At 52.9% G+C, this 17,977-nt stretch carries 12 protein-coding genes and 2 pseudogenes; 7 read left to right on the plus strand and 7 right to left on the minus strand.

The window, feature by feature from the left end; translation table 11 throughout:
• Nucleotides 1-20 precede the first annotated feature (20 nt).
• Nucleotides 21-1,310: a glycosyltransferase family protein gene (locus GEI7105_RS0120600; protein ID WP_017662309.1), complete on the minus strand. Its 1,290-nt coding sequence runs from the start codon at nucleotides 1,308-1,310 to the stop codon at nucleotides 21-23.
• Between the two features lie 184 nt (nucleotides 1,311-1,494).
• Between GEI7105_RS0120600 and GEI7105_RS31655 the strand changes: the two genes are divergently transcribed.
• Nucleotides 1,495-2,760, plus strand: a complete 1,266-nt coding sequence (locus GEI7105_RS31655; protein WP_035493646.1) for an O-antigen ligase family protein — start codon at nucleotides 1,495-1,497, stop codon at nucleotides 2,758-2,760.
• Between the two features lie 286 nt (nucleotides 2,761-3,046).
• On the opposite strand, the gene GEI7105_RS0120610 is transcribed toward GEI7105_RS31655, so the two are convergent.
• Nucleotides 3,047-4,264: an acetate kinase gene (locus GEI7105_RS0120610; protein ID WP_017662311.1), complete on the minus strand. Its 1,218-nt coding sequence runs from the start codon at nucleotides 4,262-4,264 to the stop codon at nucleotides 3,047-3,049.
• 70 nt (nucleotides 4,265-4,334) lie between these two features.
• A complete protein-coding gene (locus GEI7105_RS0120615; protein WP_026097827.1) occupies nucleotides 4,335-4,967 on the minus strand; it encodes a histidine phosphatase family protein in 633 nt (210 codons plus the stop codon).
• Between GEI7105_RS0120615 and GEI7105_RS37665 the strand changes: the two genes are divergently transcribed.
• Entirely contained in the window at nucleotides 4,944-5,321 is a 378-nt protein-coding gene (locus GEI7105_RS37665) for a hypothetical protein (protein ID WP_144053967.1), read from the plus strand. The genes GEI7105_RS0120615 and GEI7105_RS37665 overlap by 24 nt on opposite strands.
• Here GEI7105_RS37665 and pyk read toward each other — a convergent pair.
• Entirely contained in the window at nucleotides 5,290-6,711 is a 1,422-nt protein-coding gene (gene pyk, locus GEI7105_RS0120625; protein ID WP_017662314.1) for a pyruvate kinase, read from the minus strand. The two genes, GEI7105_RS37665 and pyk, sit on opposite strands and share 32 nt — an antisense overlap.
• A gap of 266 nt (nucleotides 6,712-6,977) precedes the next feature.
• The gene (glgX, locus tag GEI7105_RS0120635; RefSeq protein WP_245555471.1) at nucleotides 6,978-9,071 is read right to left on the minus strand and encodes a glycogen debranching protein GlgX; all 2,094 of its coding nucleotides are present in this window, start codon (nucleotides 9,069-9,071) and stop codon (nucleotides 6,978-6,980) included.
• Nucleotides 9,072-9,607: 536 nt separating this feature from the next.
• On the opposite strand from glgX, the gene GEI7105_RS0120640 reads away from it, so the two are divergent.
• From GEI7105_RS0120640 to GEI7105_RS31665, 3 genes are all read left to right on the plus strand, one after another.
• The gene (locus GEI7105_RS0120640) at nucleotides 9,608-12,016 is read left to right on the plus strand and encodes a phosphoketolase family protein (protein ID WP_017662317.1); all 2,409 of its coding nucleotides are present in this window, start codon (nucleotides 9,608-9,610) and stop codon (nucleotides 12,014-12,016) included.
• 237 nt (nucleotides 12,017-12,253) lie between these two features.
• Nucleotides 12,254-12,772, plus strand: coding sequence for a DUF1269 domain-containing protein (locus tag GEI7105_RS0120645; RefSeq protein WP_017662318.1), 519 nt, complete (start codon nucleotides 12,254-12,256; stop codon nucleotides 12,770-12,772).
• A 110-nt stretch (nucleotides 12,773-12,882) separates the two neighbouring features.
• Nucleotides 12,883-15,411: a glycogen/starch/alpha-glucan phosphorylase gene (locus GEI7105_RS31665; protein WP_035493648.1), complete on the plus strand. Its 2,529-nt coding sequence runs from the start codon at nucleotides 12,883-12,885 to the stop codon at nucleotides 15,409-15,411.
• A 282-nt stretch (nucleotides 15,412-15,693) separates the two neighbouring features.
• On the opposite strand, the gene ureE is transcribed toward GEI7105_RS31665, so the two are convergent.
• On the minus strand, nucleotides 15,694-16,131 hold the full coding sequence (ureE, locus tag GEI7105_RS0120655) for an urease accessory protein UreE (protein ID WP_017662320.1): 438 nt from the start codon (nucleotides 16,129-16,131) through the stop codon (nucleotides 15,694-15,696).
• Nucleotides 16,132-16,458: 327 nt separating this feature from the next.
• Between ureE and GEI7105_RS40565 the strand changes: the two genes are divergently transcribed.
• Both GEI7105_RS40565 and GEI7105_RS40045 read left to right on the plus strand, forming a co-directional pair.
• Entirely contained in the window at nucleotides 16,459-16,584 is a 126-nt protein-coding gene (locus tag GEI7105_RS40565; protein WP_017662321.1) for a hypothetical protein, read from the plus strand.
• A 168-nt stretch (nucleotides 16,585-16,752) separates the two neighbouring features.
• Nucleotides 16,753-17,613 (plus strand): annotated as a pseudogene (locus GEI7105_RS40045) (filamentous hemagglutinin N-terminal domain-containing protein); the annotation flags it as partial.
• A 30-nt stretch (nucleotides 17,614-17,643) separates the two neighbouring features.
• Here GEI7105_RS40045 and GEI7105_RS40050 read toward each other — a convergent pair.
• Nucleotides 17,644-17,977 (minus strand): annotated as a pseudogene (locus tag GEI7105_RS40050) (IS4 family transposase); the annotation flags it as partial.

The raw sequence follows: 17,977 nt of genomic DNA on the forward strand, positions 1-17,977 counted from the left end.
AAAACACTGTTCCCCGTTCCCTATTCCCCGTTCCCTGTTAACAGTTTCACGAGTTTTTCCGCTGCGCCGGGTTCGCCTCGGACGCAGGCGAGGTTTTGGCGAATTCGAGCGAGTTCGGCGGAATTCTCCAGTAAATTAACGGCGTATCGGGCGATGTCTTCGGGGGGAAACTGTCCGACGAATTCAGGAACGATTTGTTCGTTCGCCCAGATGTTCGGCCAGGCTAAGCGGGAACCTCCCGCCTGGCGATCGAGCCATTTCCAGGCTATCCAGCTAAACAGTTTGGTAAAGCTGTCTCCAACGCCGGGTAAGTGGGCTAACAACCCCGGAATTCCATCCCACGCCCGCATGATGTCGAGGCGATGCGTGGGAAGCAAGACTAACATGGGAACGGCGAGGGCGGCGAGTTCGGCGGTATTTGCGCCGACGGTGGTAATGCAGAGGGCGCACTGTTGTAAAACCTCGGTGGCTGGGGTTTGCGTCCACAGGCGCAGTTTGACTCCAGACGAGGTGACGAGATAGGGGATTCCGTCGTCGAAGATCGGTTCGCCTCCGGGCCAATTTAAGGCAGAAATCGCTCGATTGAATTGAGGATCGGCGTATTTGGCCAACGTCTCGAGATCGACGGTGGGGGCGACGGGGACGATAAACTGTACGTCGGGGCGAAGTGGGTGGATGCGATCGGCGATCGCCAAACTCAAGGGAACGCCGAGGGTGAGTTTGAGGGGTTTGGAACCGGGAAGAAATCCGAGAGTTGTGTTGGCGGTATCTGGATTCGCGTCGGTGTCGCCTTGCGCGTCCGCCATGAGATTTCCCACGATACTGAGTTTGTGGGCGTAGCGTTTGGGGGCGTTGTCGATCGCCTTTTGCGTCGCGACGCCGAAGCGATCGACCCAGCGATACCATTGAGCTTCCCATTCGGCATAAACTACAATGCGGTAGCCGAGGCGTTTTCCAACGATAACGGGAAACAGGCGATCGCCCCCGAGGAATAACACGACACCGCGATCGCGCCACTCCCAATGTTCGGCGGTTTTTCCCCACAACAAAAAATCCCAAAACGCCGCTGCACCTTGAACGCGATCGACCTCGGGATAAGACGCCACGATGTCGGCTTCCCGTCCGCTGGCGTGGGGACAGGGCGATAAAATAACGGAAATTCGCACGTTCTCGAACTGTCGCCGCACCTCTTCAACCACCGGACGCACCCACGTCGCAATCTCGCCGGGGCCGTTAGAGAGAATGAGAAGATCGAAGGGTTGAGACATCTCGAAATGATAAACGTAGGGTGCCGTGACGCGGGCTTTCAAATTACGCCGAAATCAAGTCAATGTTAAATTACTGCGTCACGCACTGCGTCACGCACCGCCCCCAACCGGCCGATGAAGAGAGGAAGAGAATCGATAGAATGCGTGACACGGCCGGAAAATGCGATCGAAATTCAGGTTAATGTGACATTACCGAGTCGTGCATCGCCCTCCAATATCAAACCTTATGTTACGACGATTCACAAAATGGAATTGGATAGAAGCAGGGCTGTTGGTGTTCCCGTTAAGTCCGTTTCTCGGCGGTTTAGCAGTGGTTGGCGTCACGCTGGCGGTGTGGTGGCGTCAGTGGCGAGCGTTGTTGAACCGTCCGCTGGTGTGGGGATTGGGAGCGTTTGCATTGTTGGCGGTGGTGTCGTCGCTGATGGCGGGCGATCGACATTCGGCGTTATTGGGATTGTTTAATTTTCTCCCGTTTGTGGTAGTTTTTGGGGCGATGACTTGTCTGATTCGCCGTCCCTCGCAACTGCGACAACTGGCTGAAGCGATCGTCATCTCGTCGATTCCAGTGGTGGCGATCGGAATCGGACAAATGTTTTTGGGATGGCGAGGTCCGATCGATCTGGGGTTGGTGTTGTCTTGGCCGTTGGAACCCGGCGGCGCACCTTCGGGGCGAATGTCCTCGGTGTTCGAGTATACCAACGTTTTAGCCAACTATACCGCGATCGTCTGGGCGTTGGGATTGGGGCTGATGGTGGAGGCGTCGGGACTTCAAAATCGCAACATCGAGCCGAAACGATTGCTGTTGTGGAGTGTTATTTTACTCGGAAACGCCCTCGTGTTGCTTCTCACCTCGTCTCGCAACGCTTGGGGTGTGGCGTTTTTGTGTTTTGTGGCTTATGCGGTGTATTTGGGATGGCGATGGATTTTGCTGGGGTTGGGGGCGATCGCAGCGTCGGTTTTGGGGGCGGCGTTTCTCCCCGACGGTTCCGGGGGAGGGTGGCTGAGAACCCTGGTTCCGCCGTATTTTTGGTTGCGGTTGTCGGATAAGCTGCACCCCGATCGCCCGGTGGAGTTAATGCGGGTGACGCAGTGGCGGTTTGCGTGGGAGTTGGCGGGCGATCGGCCGTTTTTCGGCTGGGGGTTGCGGAATTTTACGGCGTTGTACGAATCTCAGATGGGGCTGTGGTTGGGACATCCCCATAATTTGCTATTGATGTTGTTGGCGGAAGTGGGATTTCCGGCGACGTTGATGTTATGTGCGGTGGTGGGTTGGGTATTGTTTCGCGGCGTTCGGGAGTTTTCTGGGTTGGAATCTCAGGAGCGTTTGATGTTGTTTGCGATGATGGTGGCGTTTGGCGCAACAGCGGTATTTCATGGCTTAGATGTGACACTGTTCGACGCCCGGATTAATCTGTTGGGTTGGGTGTTGTTGGCGGGAATTGAGGGAGTGGTTAGGGAAGCTGAAAGGGTCAGGTTGAACGATGTGAGGTAAACGTCTCATAGCCGTTAGGCGATTCGGTGGGAATAGTTACACTCCACCTTTTCCGATAAGCTAGGTTTTAAGAAGTCTTCACCACATCCCCCCTTCGCCCCCCTTGAAAGGGGGTTGGGGGGATGGTTGGGGGGATAGAGGGGCTTGTCCGGCTGGGTAAAACCAGTGTTTGAGATTCGGATTTCATCTCACGCAGGGTTTTGGCGAATCGATAAGCTTTCCAATTTCCAAATCCTGGAAACGGGATTGAAACTGGCAATCTCTCTAGTGGCGATCGCTTTCTTTTCTAACCTACCTTCGCCAACTTCCAACATTCCCCCGCGATCGCCCAATCCTCCTGAGCGCGAATTATCAACACTCGTACCGTCGAATTCATCGCCGCAATATCCGAATCCTTCACAGACGCAGCGTTTTTGCGCGAATCGAGTTTTAATCCCAAAAAATCTAACCCCGCACAAGTTGCAGCCCGCACGTCGGCGGAATTTTCCCCCACACCTGCCGTAAATGCCAAAACATCTAACCCCCCTAACTGGGGAATCATCGAGGCGATCGCACTCTGCAATCGAGAGACGTACATCTCAAAAGCCAACTCTGCGCGATCGCTCCCGTTTTCCATCGCCTTGAGGATCGATCGCATATCCCCCGACTCCCCAGAAACGCCTTTGAGTCCCGATTCCTTATTCAGCATCTTATCCACGCCCTCAAAATCGAACCCTTCCTCTCGCATCAAATACATGGGAATTGCCGGATCGATCGAACCGCTACGACTCCCCATCATCAACCCTTCCAACGGCGTGAAACCCATCGTCGTATTCACACTCATTCCGTCGCGAACCGCCGCCAGAGAACAGCCATGTCCCAAATGACAAGTTATAACCCGCAACGACGCTAACGGTTCCTCTAGGAGTTCCGCCGCACGTTCGGCACAATAGCGATGGCTGATACCGTGGAACCCATACCGACGGACTCCCTTTTCAAACCAGCGATAGGGAATCGGATACGCCGACACCGACTTCGGCATTTGACTGTGAAACGCCGTATCGAACACCGCCACTTGTGGTACGTCTCCCAACACTTCCTCCACAGCGAGGATTTCTTCTAAATGGGCGGGGTTGTGGTTGGGGGCTAAGGGAATCAAATCTTCAATGGCTTGTTTCACCGCTGGCGTAATAAGCGTGGCGTCCGAATACTCCGTTCCCCCGTGAACCACCCGATGACCGACAATGGCGATTTCCGACAACTTCTCGAGAACCTTCGTTTCGCCCTGCACCAGCGTATCCAGCATTTCCCCCAAACCGTGGGCCCGAGCGTAAATCGAGAGTTCGCTTTTTTGCTTCGTGTCGTTGGCTTCGACAGTTAACAGTCCGTATTCCGTTCCCACGCCCCAATCGATGGTCGCTTCCCAAATCGGTTCTTGGGGCGTATCGGGAAACCCCGCCTCGGGAACGTCGTACAAACAGCTTTTCTGAGAACTCGAGCCAGCATTCAGTACGAGAATCTTCATAATTGAAAATTGATAGTTGAGAGGGAACAGGGAACGGGGAACGGGGAACAGTTTTTTCCTCAACTCCTAATCACGTCCCCGGTCGCGTGCGGAGGCTTTCGTCGAGATAGGATCGATCGGCTAAGGCGTGCATTAACGGCCCGTGTTCGCGAAATTCGACAATACTCACACCGCCGACGGGCATGGCGATGCGATCGCGGAACCGCCCTGGGTCGATTCCTAACAGACTGCAAATCATAATGCGAATCGTCGCTTTGTGAGATACGACTAACACGTTGCCCGTCTCGTGGCGTTCTTGAATCTCGCGAATCACTTCCGACGCTCGCCTGGCCGCTTCGATGCCCTTTTCGCCACCTGTAGGGGCGTTCCAACCGGGATCGGTCAACCAACGGATGTAATCGTCGTGAAATTCCTGGTTGACCTCATCGGGGGTTTTGCCTTCCCATTTTCCATAAGCGAGTTCTTTAATTCCCTCGCGAATCTGGGGCGTTAAGCCCGTGCGATCGCACAAAAACTTCGCCGTCGCCATCGTCCGTTTCATAGGACTGACATAAGCAGCTTCCCACGGAAGATCGGCATAAGCCTCGGCGAACTGGTGTGCCATTTTCGACCCATCTTCCGTTAAATCTGGGTCGAGATCGCCGCAGTATCCGCCGATTTTGCTGTGAGTGGTTTCGCCGTGTCGGATGAAGAAGAGTTTCATGGTTTCTTAGGAGGGGGAGCAAGGGAGAGGGGGAGCAAGGGAGAGGGGGAGAAGGGGAGAGGGGGAGCGAAGGGAGAGGGGGAGAAGGGGAGAGGGGGAGAGGGGGAGAAGGGGAGCAAGGGAGAGGGGGAGAAGGGGAGAGGGGGAGAGGGGGAGAAGGGGAGAGGAGGAGCAAGGGAGAGGAGGAGCAAGGGAGAGGGGGAGCAAGGGAGAGGGGGAGCAAGGGAGAGGGGGAGAAACTGTTACCTGTTAACTATTCTCACTGTTCACTGCTCGCTGTTCACTGTTCACTGTAAAAGGCTGGTGACTGAAAGAATACTCCTCACCTCGCCTCCGAAATCGTGTGGAGTTTGATGAAATTCGTGCCTCGGGAGATTTTCGTGGGGATGCCGCCAACGATTAAAATGCGATCGCCCGGTTGCGCCAGTTCCCGTTCTTGTAAATCCGTTTCTGCATGGGCAACCAACTCCTCAAAGCTGTCACCGTCGTCGTCGATGAGAATGGGTTTGACGCCCCAAATCAAATTCAAACGGTGGTACACGCGGCGAGAGGTGGTAAACGCCACTACCAAGGCTTTCGGACGCTCTTTCGAGGCAATTCGCGCCGTGTAGCCGGAACTGGTGAACGCCGCGATACAGCGTAAATCCAGAATGCGATCGATCGTGTTGAGGGCTTCAGTCAGAGCGTGGGTTTCGTCAGTTTCCGGGGGCGGGTGGTTCTCGAATTCCGCCTCTGGTTCGATCTGACGGGCAATTTTGGCCATCATCTTAACGGCCTTCAGCGGATATTTTCCAACCGCCGACTCTCCCGACAGCATCACCGCATCGGTTCCGTCGAGAATAGCGTTGGCCACATCGCTGGCTTCCGCCCGCGTCGGACGGGGTTCGCGAATCATGCTGTCGAGCATTTGCGTGGCGGTAATCGCTGGAATTCCCCGCATATTACACGCTCGAATGATGCGCTTTTGCAACATCGGAACTTTTTCCGGGCTGACTTCCACGCCGAGATCTCCTCGGGCGACCATTAAGCCATCGCATTCGGCGACAATTTCATCGAGATGTGCGATCGCCTGGGGTTTTTCGATTTTGGCGATGACGGGAACGTGGTTTTCGCCGTGTTTGGCGATAAATTCTTTCAACTCGCGGATGTCGTCAGCAGTACGAACGAAACTCAACGACACCCAATCGACCCCTTGAGACAAGCCGAATTGGAGATCCTGCTGGTCTTTCTCCGTCATCGAGGGCAATCGTAAATCTAAACTGGGGATGTTGACGCCTTTGCGACTTTTGAGACAGCCACCTTCGACGACGCGACAGCACACGGCGTTTCCTGCGATCGCCTCGATTTCAAGTTCCAGCAAGCCATCGTCGAGAAGGATCTGCGCCCCCGGTTTGGCTTCTTCAGCCAGATACGGATAATCGATTCCGGCGGTTTGGGGTTCTTCCCGATATTCCGACACCGGAACCAGCGTCAGCGATTCCCCTTCGTTGATGGGAATTTCACCATCGGGGAGTTGTCCGATACGGATTTTCGGCCCCTGCAAGTCTTGCAAGATGGTAATGGGCGTGTCGAGTTCGGCAGAGATGGCCCTCAAATTCGTAATGGTTTTGGCGTGATCGTCGTAATTCCCGTGGGAGAAGTTCAAGCGGGCGACACTCATTCCCGCTTCCACCATTTGTTTGATGACTTCAGGAGAACTACTGGCCGGACCGAGTGTCGCTACGATTTTTGTCCGATGCATCATGGGTGATTACCTTTTGGGAAAGGGGAGAAGGGGAGAGGGGGAGAGGGGGAGAGGGGAAGAGGGGGAGAGGGGGAGAGGGGGAAAAACTATTAATTAACTGTTCCCTGTTCCCTGTTCCCTGTTTTCACTGGTGACTGGTGACTGGCGACTGGTGACTGGTGACTGTCTTCACTGTTCACTGCTCACTGTTGGCTGTTGACTGTAAAAGGTGCGTGACGAGTTGGCCGGTAAGACCGGATACTTTTCTTGTCTTTAGGTCACGCACCCTACGACTGGCGACTGTAAAGTACGATGCTCGATCGCTCGGCCAGGCGGTAAATGTTACGGTTGACAGGGGACGCGGTTTCGGGGGACGAGATATCCTCGGGAGAGGGTAACGCGGTATCGACGAGGCGATGCCACTGCTGGGATTCGGGTAAGTGGGGTAACTCGAAGTCAAGGGGTTCCCAATAGGCGTTAAAGGCGATGTAGAGAAATTCGTCGGCTTGGGGATAGCGCAAGCTGCAAGCGAGGGTGTGAGAGTCGCGACTCCAATCGGGTTCGCCCAGACAAACGCCGTGCCAGCGCAAACTCGGGCTGATGGGATGGCTACCGATGGTGAGAAATTCTTCGACTTGAAAAATTTTGTGGGTTTGGATGAAGTGGACGAGTTTTCGTGTAAACCGTAAGGTTTCGGCGTGGCGATCGCACAGCGTCCAATCGAACCAGCTCAATTCGTTATCCTGACAGTACGCGTTGTTATTGCCTCGCTGAGATCGCCGCACTTCGTCCCCCATCAATAACATCGGCGTTCCCTGAGACATCAACAACACTGTCAGTAGGTTTTTGATTTGTTGGCGGCGTAAGGCTTCGACGTGGGGATCGTCGGTGTCTCCTTCGACGCCGCAGTTCCAACTGTGGTTGTCGTTCGATCCGTCGCAGTTATCTTCGCCGTTGGCGAGGTTGTGTTTGTGGTTGTAGGATACGAGGTCGTTGAGGGTGAAGCCGTCGTGACAGGTAATGAAATTAATGCTGCGGTTGAGGTCGCGATCGGGCTGTTTGTAAATGTCGGGACTACCAATGAGTCGGGCAGCTAGGCAGGAAACCGTGTTGCGATCGCTCTTGACGAAACGGCGTGCGTCGTCGCGAAACGGCCCGTTCCATTCTGCAAAGCGATCGCCAATGAACGACCCCACCTGGTACAGTCCGGCGGCGTCCCAGGCTTCGGCGATGAGTTTGGTTCCCGCCAACACGGGATCGGATTCGATCGCCCACAAAATCGGCGGGTCTTCCTGGGGTTTGCCGTGGTAGTCTCGCGAAAGTACCGACGCCAGGTCGAAGCGAAAGCCATCGACGTGCATCTCAGACACCCAATATCGCAAACAGTCGAGAATCAACCGACCGACGACGGCGTGATGGCTTCTAAATGTATTGCCGCAACCGCTGTAGTTGCTGTATCGGGCAGGGTCTTTGTCGAGGATGTAGTAAGTTTCGTTGGCCAGTCCTCGGTAAGCGAGAGTCGGACCGTATTCGTTGCCCTCGGCGGTATGGTTGAACACCACATCGAGAATGACTTCAATTTCCGCTTGGTGTAACGCTTTCACCATGTCGCGAAATTCGTCGATCGCCCCGAGGGGATCTTTGCGGGAACAGTAACGGTTGTGGGGGGCGAAAAAGGCGATGGGGCTGTATCCCCAATAGTTGGGGAATCCGTCGGGGGCATCGTCCTCGTCGAACTGCTGCACCGGGAGTAATTCTACTGCCGTCACGCCCAATTCTTTGAGATAGGGAATTTTTTCGACGAGTCCGGCGAAGGTTCCGCGTTTTTCTGGGGCGACGCCGGAACTGGGATGGCGAGTAAAGCCGCCCACGTGGAGTTCGTAGATCACCGTACTGGCGTAGGGAGTTTTGGGGTGGCGATCGCCTTCCCAATCGTAGCCTTCGGTATCGACAACGACCCCTTTGAGAGCGTAGGCACAATTGTCGCCGGGTCGGATGGCTGCGTCGCGATCGTAAGTATCCGTCGCCACCGCTTTTGCGTAAGGGTCGAGGAGGACTTTGGCACTGTCGAAGCACAACCCGCGATCGGGATGGTTGGGACCGAGAACCCGATAGCCGTAAAGTTGTCCCGCCCCGACACCGGGGACGAACACGTGCCAGTAGTGGGAGGTTTTATGACGTTGGGGGTCGAGGGGAATCATCCGCGACGGTCGAGCGTCGTCGGGGCGATCGAACAATAACAACGTCACGGCTTCAGCATATTTAGAAAACAGCGCGAAGTTCGTACCGTTTGACTTGACTGTGGCACCGAGAGGAAAACTCTCTCCGGTTAAAACTGTTCTCAATCCCATACTCGAAGCGATCGCTCCCTCTCTCAACACATTGATGTAAATTGAATCTTACGGACGCCGAGTCACCTCCGTGACCTCTATACTTGTCCGATCGAATTCTAGGTTGCTCTTTTCTTGAAATGTCGCTATTATACGAGCAAAGTCTACACTTGCAAATCTAGGACTTATATTAATTTCAGGTTAAACATTTTTTAAGATTTAAGATTTGGTTGAAATTGTAATTTTTGGTAGCTTTTGGCTTGAAATTTACAGGTTTTATACGTTAAAAATTGAAAAAGATCGAAGGTAAGCCGTGAGTTGCAGACGATTGTGAGGCAGCTTGGAGTCCGTTCGATCTAGCAAATAGAGGCGATCGTGTCGAAAACAGCATCGTGGATTTTTAACATTTTCATAAAGTTATTGCGAGTCGCGATCGCCTACAATCGTCCGTAAATTCTCGACGAGAATAAATCTCTTCCTGAAACAGACTTCACTGGACGATTTGACCTCAGTAAGGTTTCAAACGTTCGATCCCCTCAAAGATCGAAACTAACCTAACAAAAAATTGACGAATTGACATTGCAATTATGACTGTAGCCCCTACAAAACCTCTCGAAGATCGAACTCCCCTCAGTTCCGAAGAACTCCAAAAAATCCATGCTTACTGGCGAGCCGCCAACTACCTGGCCGTCGGCATGATTTACCTCAAAACCAACCCGCTCCTCAAAGAACCTCTCAAACCCGAACAGGTCAAAAAACGGCTTCTCGGTCACTGGGGATCGAGTCCTGGCTTGAGCTTCCTCTACATCCACCTCAACCGTCTCATCAAAAAATACGACCTCAACGCTCTCTACATCGCCGGTCCCGGTCACGGCGCACCGGGCGTCCTCGGCCCCGTTTACCTCGAAGGCACCTACTCAGAAATCTACCCCGACAAAAGCGAAGACGAAGAGGGGATGCGAAAATTCTTCAAACAGTTTTCCTTCCCCGGACATATCGGCAGTCACGTCACCCCAGAAACCCCCGGTTCCATTCACGAAGGAGGCGAACTCGGCTATAGCCTATCTCACGCCTTCGGTGCTGCCTACGACAACCCAGACCTCCTCGTAGCAGCAGTTATCGGCGACGGCGAAGCCGAAACCGGGCCGCTGGCGACAGCGTGGCACTCTAATAAATACCTCAATCCTATCCGCGACGGCGCCGTTCTCCCCATCCTGCACCTGAACGGCTATAAAATCGCCAACCCCACCCTCTTGTCTCGAATTTCCTCCGAAGAACTCGAAGCATTGTTTCGAGGCTACGGATACACCCCTTACGTCGTTGAAGGAAGCGATCCCGAGACGATGCACCAGAAAATGGCGGCCACGTACGAACAGTGCATCAGTGAAATCCGACGCGTCCAACAAGAAGCCCGTCAAAGCGGCGTGGCGACGCGCCCCCGCTGGCCGATGATAATTTTCCGCACCCCCAAAGGCTGGACGGGACCGGCGGAAGTCAACGGTCATAAAGTCGAAGGGTTTTGGCGAGCGCACCAAGTTCCCCTGGCGGACGTTCACAAAAACCCCGAGAACTTAAAACAACTCGAAGCCTGGATGAAGAGTTACAAGCCCGAAGAACTCTTCGACGAAAATGGAACCCTGATCCCCGAACTGAAGGAACTCGCCCCGACCGGCGATCGCCGCATGAGCGCCAACCCCATCACCAACGGGGGTTTAGTCCGCAAAGACCTGAAATTACCCGACTTTCGCGATTATGCCGTCGAAGTCACGACCCCCGGACAGGTCGAAGTGGAAAACACCCGCATCATGGGCGAGTTTCTGCGGGACGTGATGCGGAACAACATGACCAATTTCCGGGTGTTCGGTCCCGACGAAACCGCCTCTAACCGTCTCGGGGCGCTGTACGAAGTCACTCAAAAAGCCTGGATGGGGGAAATTCTGCCCGAAGACGCCGACGGAAGCCTTTTATCTCCCGACGGGCGGGTGATGGAAATGCTCAGCGAACATACCCTAGAAGGGTGGTTGGAAGGTTATCTGCTCACCGGACGACACGGCTTGTTCCACACTTACGAAGCCTTCGCCCATGTCATCGATTCGATGTTCAACCAACACGCTAAATGGCTGGATATCTGTAAGCACGAAGTGCCTTGGCGCGCGCCGGTATCGTCGTTGAACATCCTGCTGTCCTCGGTGGTATGGCGTCAAGACCATAACGGCTTCAGCCACCAAGACCCCGGTTTTATCGACTTAGTGACGAACAAAAGCGCCGAGGTGACGCGGATTTATCTTCCGCCGGACGCCAACTGTTTGTTATCCGTCACCAATCACTGCTTGCGGAGTAAGAACTACGTCAACGTCATCGTTGCCGACAAGCAAAAGCACCTCCAGTATCTGACGATGGAGGATGCGATCGCCCACTGCACCAAAGGTATCGGAATTTGGGAATGGGCCAGCAACGACGACTGCGGCAAAGAACCCGACGAACCGGACGTGATTATGGCCTGCTGCGGCGACATTCCCACGATGGAAGCGTTAGCGGCGACGGCCATCCTGCGGGAAGAGTTTCCCCACATTAAAGTCCGGTTTATCAACGTGGTGGACTTGTTCCGCTTGCAATCGGAAGGCGAACACCCCCACGGACTCTCGAACCGAGACTTCGATAGTTTGTTCACCCCGGACAAACCGGTCATGTTCAACTTCCACGGCTATCCCTGGTTGATTCACAAACTCACCTATCGCCGCAGCAATCAAGAACGGATTCACGTTCGCGGCTATAAAGAACAGGGGAATATCAACACGCCGTTGGAGTTGGCGATTCGCAACCAAATCGATCGCTTCAATCTCGTTATCGATGTCATCGATCGCGTGCCTAAACTGGGGTCTGCGGGGGCTTACGTCAAAGAACGGATGAAGAACGAAATCATCAGCAACTTGCACTACGTCCTCGAACACGGGATGGACAAACCCGAAATCACCAACTGGAAATGGCCGTACTAAATCAGTGAAGAGGGTAGAAGGAAAAGGGAAGAGTGTTTTAGTCACCAGTCGTAGGGTGTGTTACCTAAAGACAAGAAAAGTATCCGCCCTGACCGGCCAACTCGTCACGCACCGACTCCTTATCCTTTTCCCGAATTGATGTAGGACTTACTTCAACGTTAACCACTAAATGTAGAGGTTGGTGGGCATTGCCCACCCTACACTTTTCCAGAATTGATGTTGTAACCAGGAGAAAATATGAGCGATCTCATTGCAGTTGCTTACGACGACGAATATAAAGCTGAAGAAGTGCGCCTAGCACTGATGAAGTTACAAAAAGAGCATCTCATCGAACTCGAAGACGCCGCTGTCGTCATTAAAGACCAAAAAGGTAAAGTCAAGCTCAATCAAGCCATCAACCTCACCGCAGCCGGAGCTGCCAGCGGGGGATTCTGGGGACTGCTCATCGGCACTCTGTTCCTCAGTCCGATTTTCGGTGCGGCTGTCGGTGCGGCTGGGGGGGCTATTGGGGGCGCTCTCAGCGACATTGGCGTCGATGACGACTTCATGAAAGACCTGGGCGAGTCGATGACCCCTGGAAGTTCGGCTTTATTCCTGCTGGTGCGAAAAGTCACGCCAGATAAAGTTCTCGACGACGTGGCTCAGTACGGCGGAAAAGTACTCCGAACCTCCTTGAGTAAAGACAAAGAAGCTCAACTTCAAGAGGTCTTATCCAACCGAGGCATTTCGCTCGAAGAAGCCCCCTCTGAAACCTAACCGAATTCTGTAGGGTGGGCAATGCCCACCCTAATTTTTTGGGCTTTTTTAACGAATTTTTGTGACCCGTCTCGTCAATTTCCCTGCCGTTGTTTCTCGGGTTAACCACCATGACTGAGAATTTTCAAACGCAAATTCAAATCGAAGACGATCGCACTGGACTCAACGTCGAAACCCTCAAACGAGCCTTTGCTGACAACCTGTTTTACATCCAAGGCAAATTTCCCGAAATCGCTACCACCAACGACTTTTACATGGCGTTGTCCTACACGGTGCGCGATCGCCTCCTGCGTCGTTGGCTCAACACCGTTCAGAATTACCTCAAAGCCGACGTTCGCATCGTGTGTTATCTCTCGGCGGAATTTCTGCTCGGTCCCCACCTAGCGAACAACCTCCTCAACCTGGGCATTTACCGACAAGTTCACCAAGCCGTCGAAGAACTCGGCCTCGACTTACAAACCCTCGTCGAGCAAGAAGAAGAACCGGGACTCGGAAACGGCGGACTCGGTCGTCTGGCGGCCTGTTACATGGATTCCCTAGCCACCCTAGAAATTCCCGCGATCGGCTACGGTATCCGCTACGAATTCGGCATCTTCGACCAAATTATCCGCGACGGGTGGCAAGTCGAAATCACGGACAAATGGCTGCAATTCGGCAACCCCTGGGAAATTTCCCGTCCTGAATCTTCTGTGGTCGTAAAATTCGGCGGCCATACTGAAGGCTACACCGACGACGCCGGAAACTACCACGTCCGTTGGGTTCCTCATCACGTCGTCAAAGGCATTCCCTACGACACCCCGATCCTCGGCTATCGCGTCAACACTGCCAACACCCTGCGTCTGTGGAAAGCCGAAGCCCCCGAATCCTTCGATTTCCAAGCCTTTAACCTGGGTAACTATTACGGTGCTGTCGATACCAAAATTGTCTCGGAAAACCTCACCAAAGTTCTCTATCCCAACGACGAACCCCTCCAAGGCAAACAATTACGGCTCGAACAGCAGTATTTCTTCGTCTCTTGCGCCCTGCAAGATATGTTGAGACTACATCTAGCTACGGGGCGCAGCCTCGACAGCTTCGATAAAAAATTCACCGTCCAACTCAACGACACGCACCCCGCCATCGGCGTCGCCGAACTGATGCACCTGTTGGTGGACGAACATCACCTTCCCTGGGAACGAGCCTGGGAAATCACGCAAAAAACCTTTGCGTTTACCAACCACACGCTACTTCCTGAAGCCTTGGAAAAATGGTCGGTGGAACTGTTCGGAAGTCTGCTACCGCGTCACCTCGAAATTATCTACGAAATTAACCAGCGCTTCCTCGACACGGTGCGGATGAAGTACATGGGCGATCCGTCGCACCTCTCGCGGATGTCTCTGATTGACGATAGTGGCGAGAAGTTCGTGCGGATGGCACATTTGGCTTGTGTGGGGTCTCACGCCATTAACGGTGTGGCTGCACTGCACACGGAACTCCTCAAACAGGACGTTCTCAAAGATTTTTACGACCTTTGGCCCGAAAAATTCACCAACAAAACTAACGGCGTCACGCCCCGTCGCTGGCTGTTGTTGAGTAATCCCCGTTTGGCGAACTTGATTACGCTGAAAATCGGGAAAAATTGGGTCACGAACCTCGACGACTTGCGCCAACTCGAACCCTGTGCGGACGACACCGAGTTTCGTTGGGCGTGGCGACAGGTGAAACAGGACGTCAAGCGAGATCTGGCGGCTCGCATTCACAAAGAATGTGGCGTGTTGGTCAATCCCGAATCTCTGTTCGATATTCAGTGCAAGCGAATTCACGAGTACAAACGCCAACACCTCAACGTCTTACACATCATCACGCTGTACAACCGCATCAAGCATTCGCCCCACATCGAGATGACGCCGCGCACGTTTATTTTCGGCGGAAAAGCGGCTCCAGCTTATTTCATGGCGAAGCTCGTGATTAAGTTGATTACTTCTGTGGGAGAGGTGGTGAATAACGATCCTGATGTGGGCGGACGGTTGAAAGTGGTGTTTATGCCCGATTACAACGTCACGAACAGCCAACGAATTTATCCGGCGGCGGATTTGTCGGAGCAAATTTCCCTGGCTGGGAAGGAAGCCTCGGGAACGGGAAATATGAAATTCTCGCTCAACGGGGCGTTGACGATCGGGACGTTAGACGGGGCGAACATTGAAATCCGAGAGGAAGTGGGCGAGGAGAATTTCTTTTTGTTCGGGTTGACTGCGCCGGAGGTGGCCGATCTCAAATCGCGCGGTTACAATCCTTGGGATTACGTCAACGGAAACGCGGCGCTTCGGGAAGCGATCGAACAGCTTGCGTCGGGATACTTCTCTCACGGCGATCCGAACTTGTTTAAACCGCTGGTAGATTCGTTGCTGTACCAGGATGAATACTTACTGTTGGCGGACTATCAATCGTACATCGACTGTCAGGATCGTGCGGCCAAAGCGTATCGCGATCGCGAAAATTGGACGCGGATGTCGATTTTGAATACGGCTCGCATGGGTAAGTTTTCGAGCGATCGCGCGATTCAAGAGTACTGTCGCGACATTTGGAACGTCGCTCCCGTCAAGCTGGAGTTAGAGGAGTACGTGCAAGCCAAAGCCGCTTGGACGAAAGCCAGCGTTTAATGATGGGATGACCGGATGATGTGATGATGAGTGGCTGCGTGACGCGGTAACACAATGTTGACCGGATTTCGGCCACGTTTTTCGGCCGCATCACGCACCCTTGTAGGGTGCATCTCAGTTTTGCAAAAATATGAGAATTGGAGGCTGAAATCCTTATTCTCTCGTATAAATTTACATTTTTGAGATGCACCCCCCTTGTATGTTGTCGGTGGGGGCGGTGCGTGACAATTTATGGGTCTCACGATCGACACCCTATTTTTCAAGTCACGTACCCTACGACTGTCAATGATGATGTTTGTACGCCCCGGATTCTGGCTGAAACGGGGCGATTTCTTCGCGAACGTTGACGTCGAGGTGTTCTAACATTCCTTTCAATACGGGATCGGGAGAGAGGCGCAGGTAATCTGAGGCGATTTCGAGGGAAACGTGGCGGTTTCCTAGATGATAGGCGGCGCGAAGTAAGTCGAGTGGTGTGGCGGCTGTGACGGTGAGAACGGGTTCGGGTTTGGCGACGACGCGCACCCAGCAGTCTCGGGTGTCGGGTTGCAGCCAGTCGCCGTCGTGGAGGACGGTTCCCCGAGTTAATCGCAAGAAGACAGTGTCACCGGAATTTGTGGTGAAGCGGTGTCGGCTACGGGTGCGTTCTTCAGCGGTGAGGGAAAGGGTAAAGTTGGGAGCGATCGCCCCTTCGGGACGTACCAGTTGTGTTAAAACGAGCATTTTGGACAGAAAATCGCGATTTTATAGATTTTATTTTAAGCGATCGCTTTCTCGGTGCTTTATGCAGTGACAATTTATTTTTAGGCTGGAGGGTATTGCCACTGTTGGAAAAGCGTGGTTATAAGCAGGAGAGAGCGATCGCACTGTGACAAGTTTTGAGAGTTTCAGGTGTTTCAGGTACTGAGGCGTTAACGCGCGATCGCGAACAGTATTCGAGCGGGTTATTTCACACGGCAATATAGAGACAAAATTTCAAATGTCTCTTAAAAGTTAGTGCGTTGTTTGACTTCAAAATCGTATTTTTCTGAAACTTCACAGGAGGATTTTATGGCTGCGATCGAACAACACGACGTTATCTATTTTGTCATGACTGATCGCTTTTGCGACGGCGATTCTTCTAACAATCAAGGGGTCGATCGTCGATCGCTCGAATACAAAATAATTTTATTGTAAATCATTCGTACGTGATTGTATATTTATTTAGTTCGTATCCGTAGTTTCACAGATACTTTGTAAAACTTTTTAAATTTAATTCAATAATATGATTGGCGCTCGACAATTCCAGATTATTTGTGTCATCTTGAAAAGGAAAGGCTATTTATTTGAGTGCGAAATTTCGTAATGACGACCCAGAAAAATAGATGGCTTGCGATTTACATCGATCGCCAAAGCATCTCAAAACGACTTGCTACGGCTTCATTCGTAGCAATTAGCCAGATTTTAGGATTAGAACTCATCAGTTCTACCTCAGCATTTTCACAAATCGCTCCTGACAATACTCTCAGCATTCCTTCCCAGGTTAACGTAGGAGGAAATACTTACACCATTGAAGGAGGAACAGCAGCTGGAGGCAACCTCTTTCATTCGTTTGAAGAGTTTTCCGTTCCCACGGGACGCGAAGCTTTTTTTAACAACGCGACAAACATCGAAAATATTCTGACGCGAGTCACTGGAGGGAATCTCTCTCGCATCGACGGCTTAATTCGCGCGGCTCTTCGGAGTTTAGGGTGACAGAAAAACTAACTTCACGAGATTTCAAGGGTTTTGGCTCTCGAATCTTCAATTTTTTGTATCATGCTATACATTTATAACCACAAACTCCGAAGACCCATTCGCGCCAACGGAACCGCCAACCTGTTTTTGCTCAATCCCAACGGCTTGATTTTCGGGCCGAACGCCCGATTAGACATTGGCGGCTCGTTTTTCGGCACGACAGCCGACCGTCTCGTGTTTGAAAACGGACTAGAATTCAGCGCCACCTCTCCCGAAGCGCAGCCGTTGCTCGCGGTCAACGTTCCGGTTGGACTACAACTCGGCGCCGATCCTGCTCCCGTGCAAGTGCAAGCCCCCATCCTAGCGGTGGCACCGGGCAGAACTTTGGCCTTAGTCGGCGGCCACCTCAACTTAGATGGAGCGATTTTGAGCGCTCCTGGGGGTCGCATCGAGTTAGGGGGACTCTCCGATGCCGGAACCCTAACCGTGAACGGAAACCCTGAGAGGGTGACAACATAGCTAGACCCCCTGCCTCACAAGGGATAGAGCCTCTAGCCCTCGTTGAAAATGGAGAGATTTGTGAGGCTTCAACGCCATGAGCGCCAACATCCAATCTCTCCAGAGCAGCAGGGATTGACTCCAAGCATAACCGGATAATCCGAGGGAAAAAACACTAATGATGAGGAAAACCTTGAGGGGTCAGGGTCTGAACGACCTAAATAGGATTGGACGTGAGATTCAAGGAGACGCTGACCCGAACGAGTTGCTAACCAATAGGCTAAAGTCATGAGCAAAATGAGCGCCAAAAGTCGACGGAGGACTGACTCGAGTTGACTCAAGATTGTAGCCGCCA

Source organism: Baaleninema simplex PCC 7105 (genome assembly GCF_000332355.1).
Classification (GTDB): Bacteria; Cyanobacteriota; Cyanobacteriia; order Cyanobacteriales; family Geitlerinemataceae; genus Baaleninema; species Baaleninema simplex.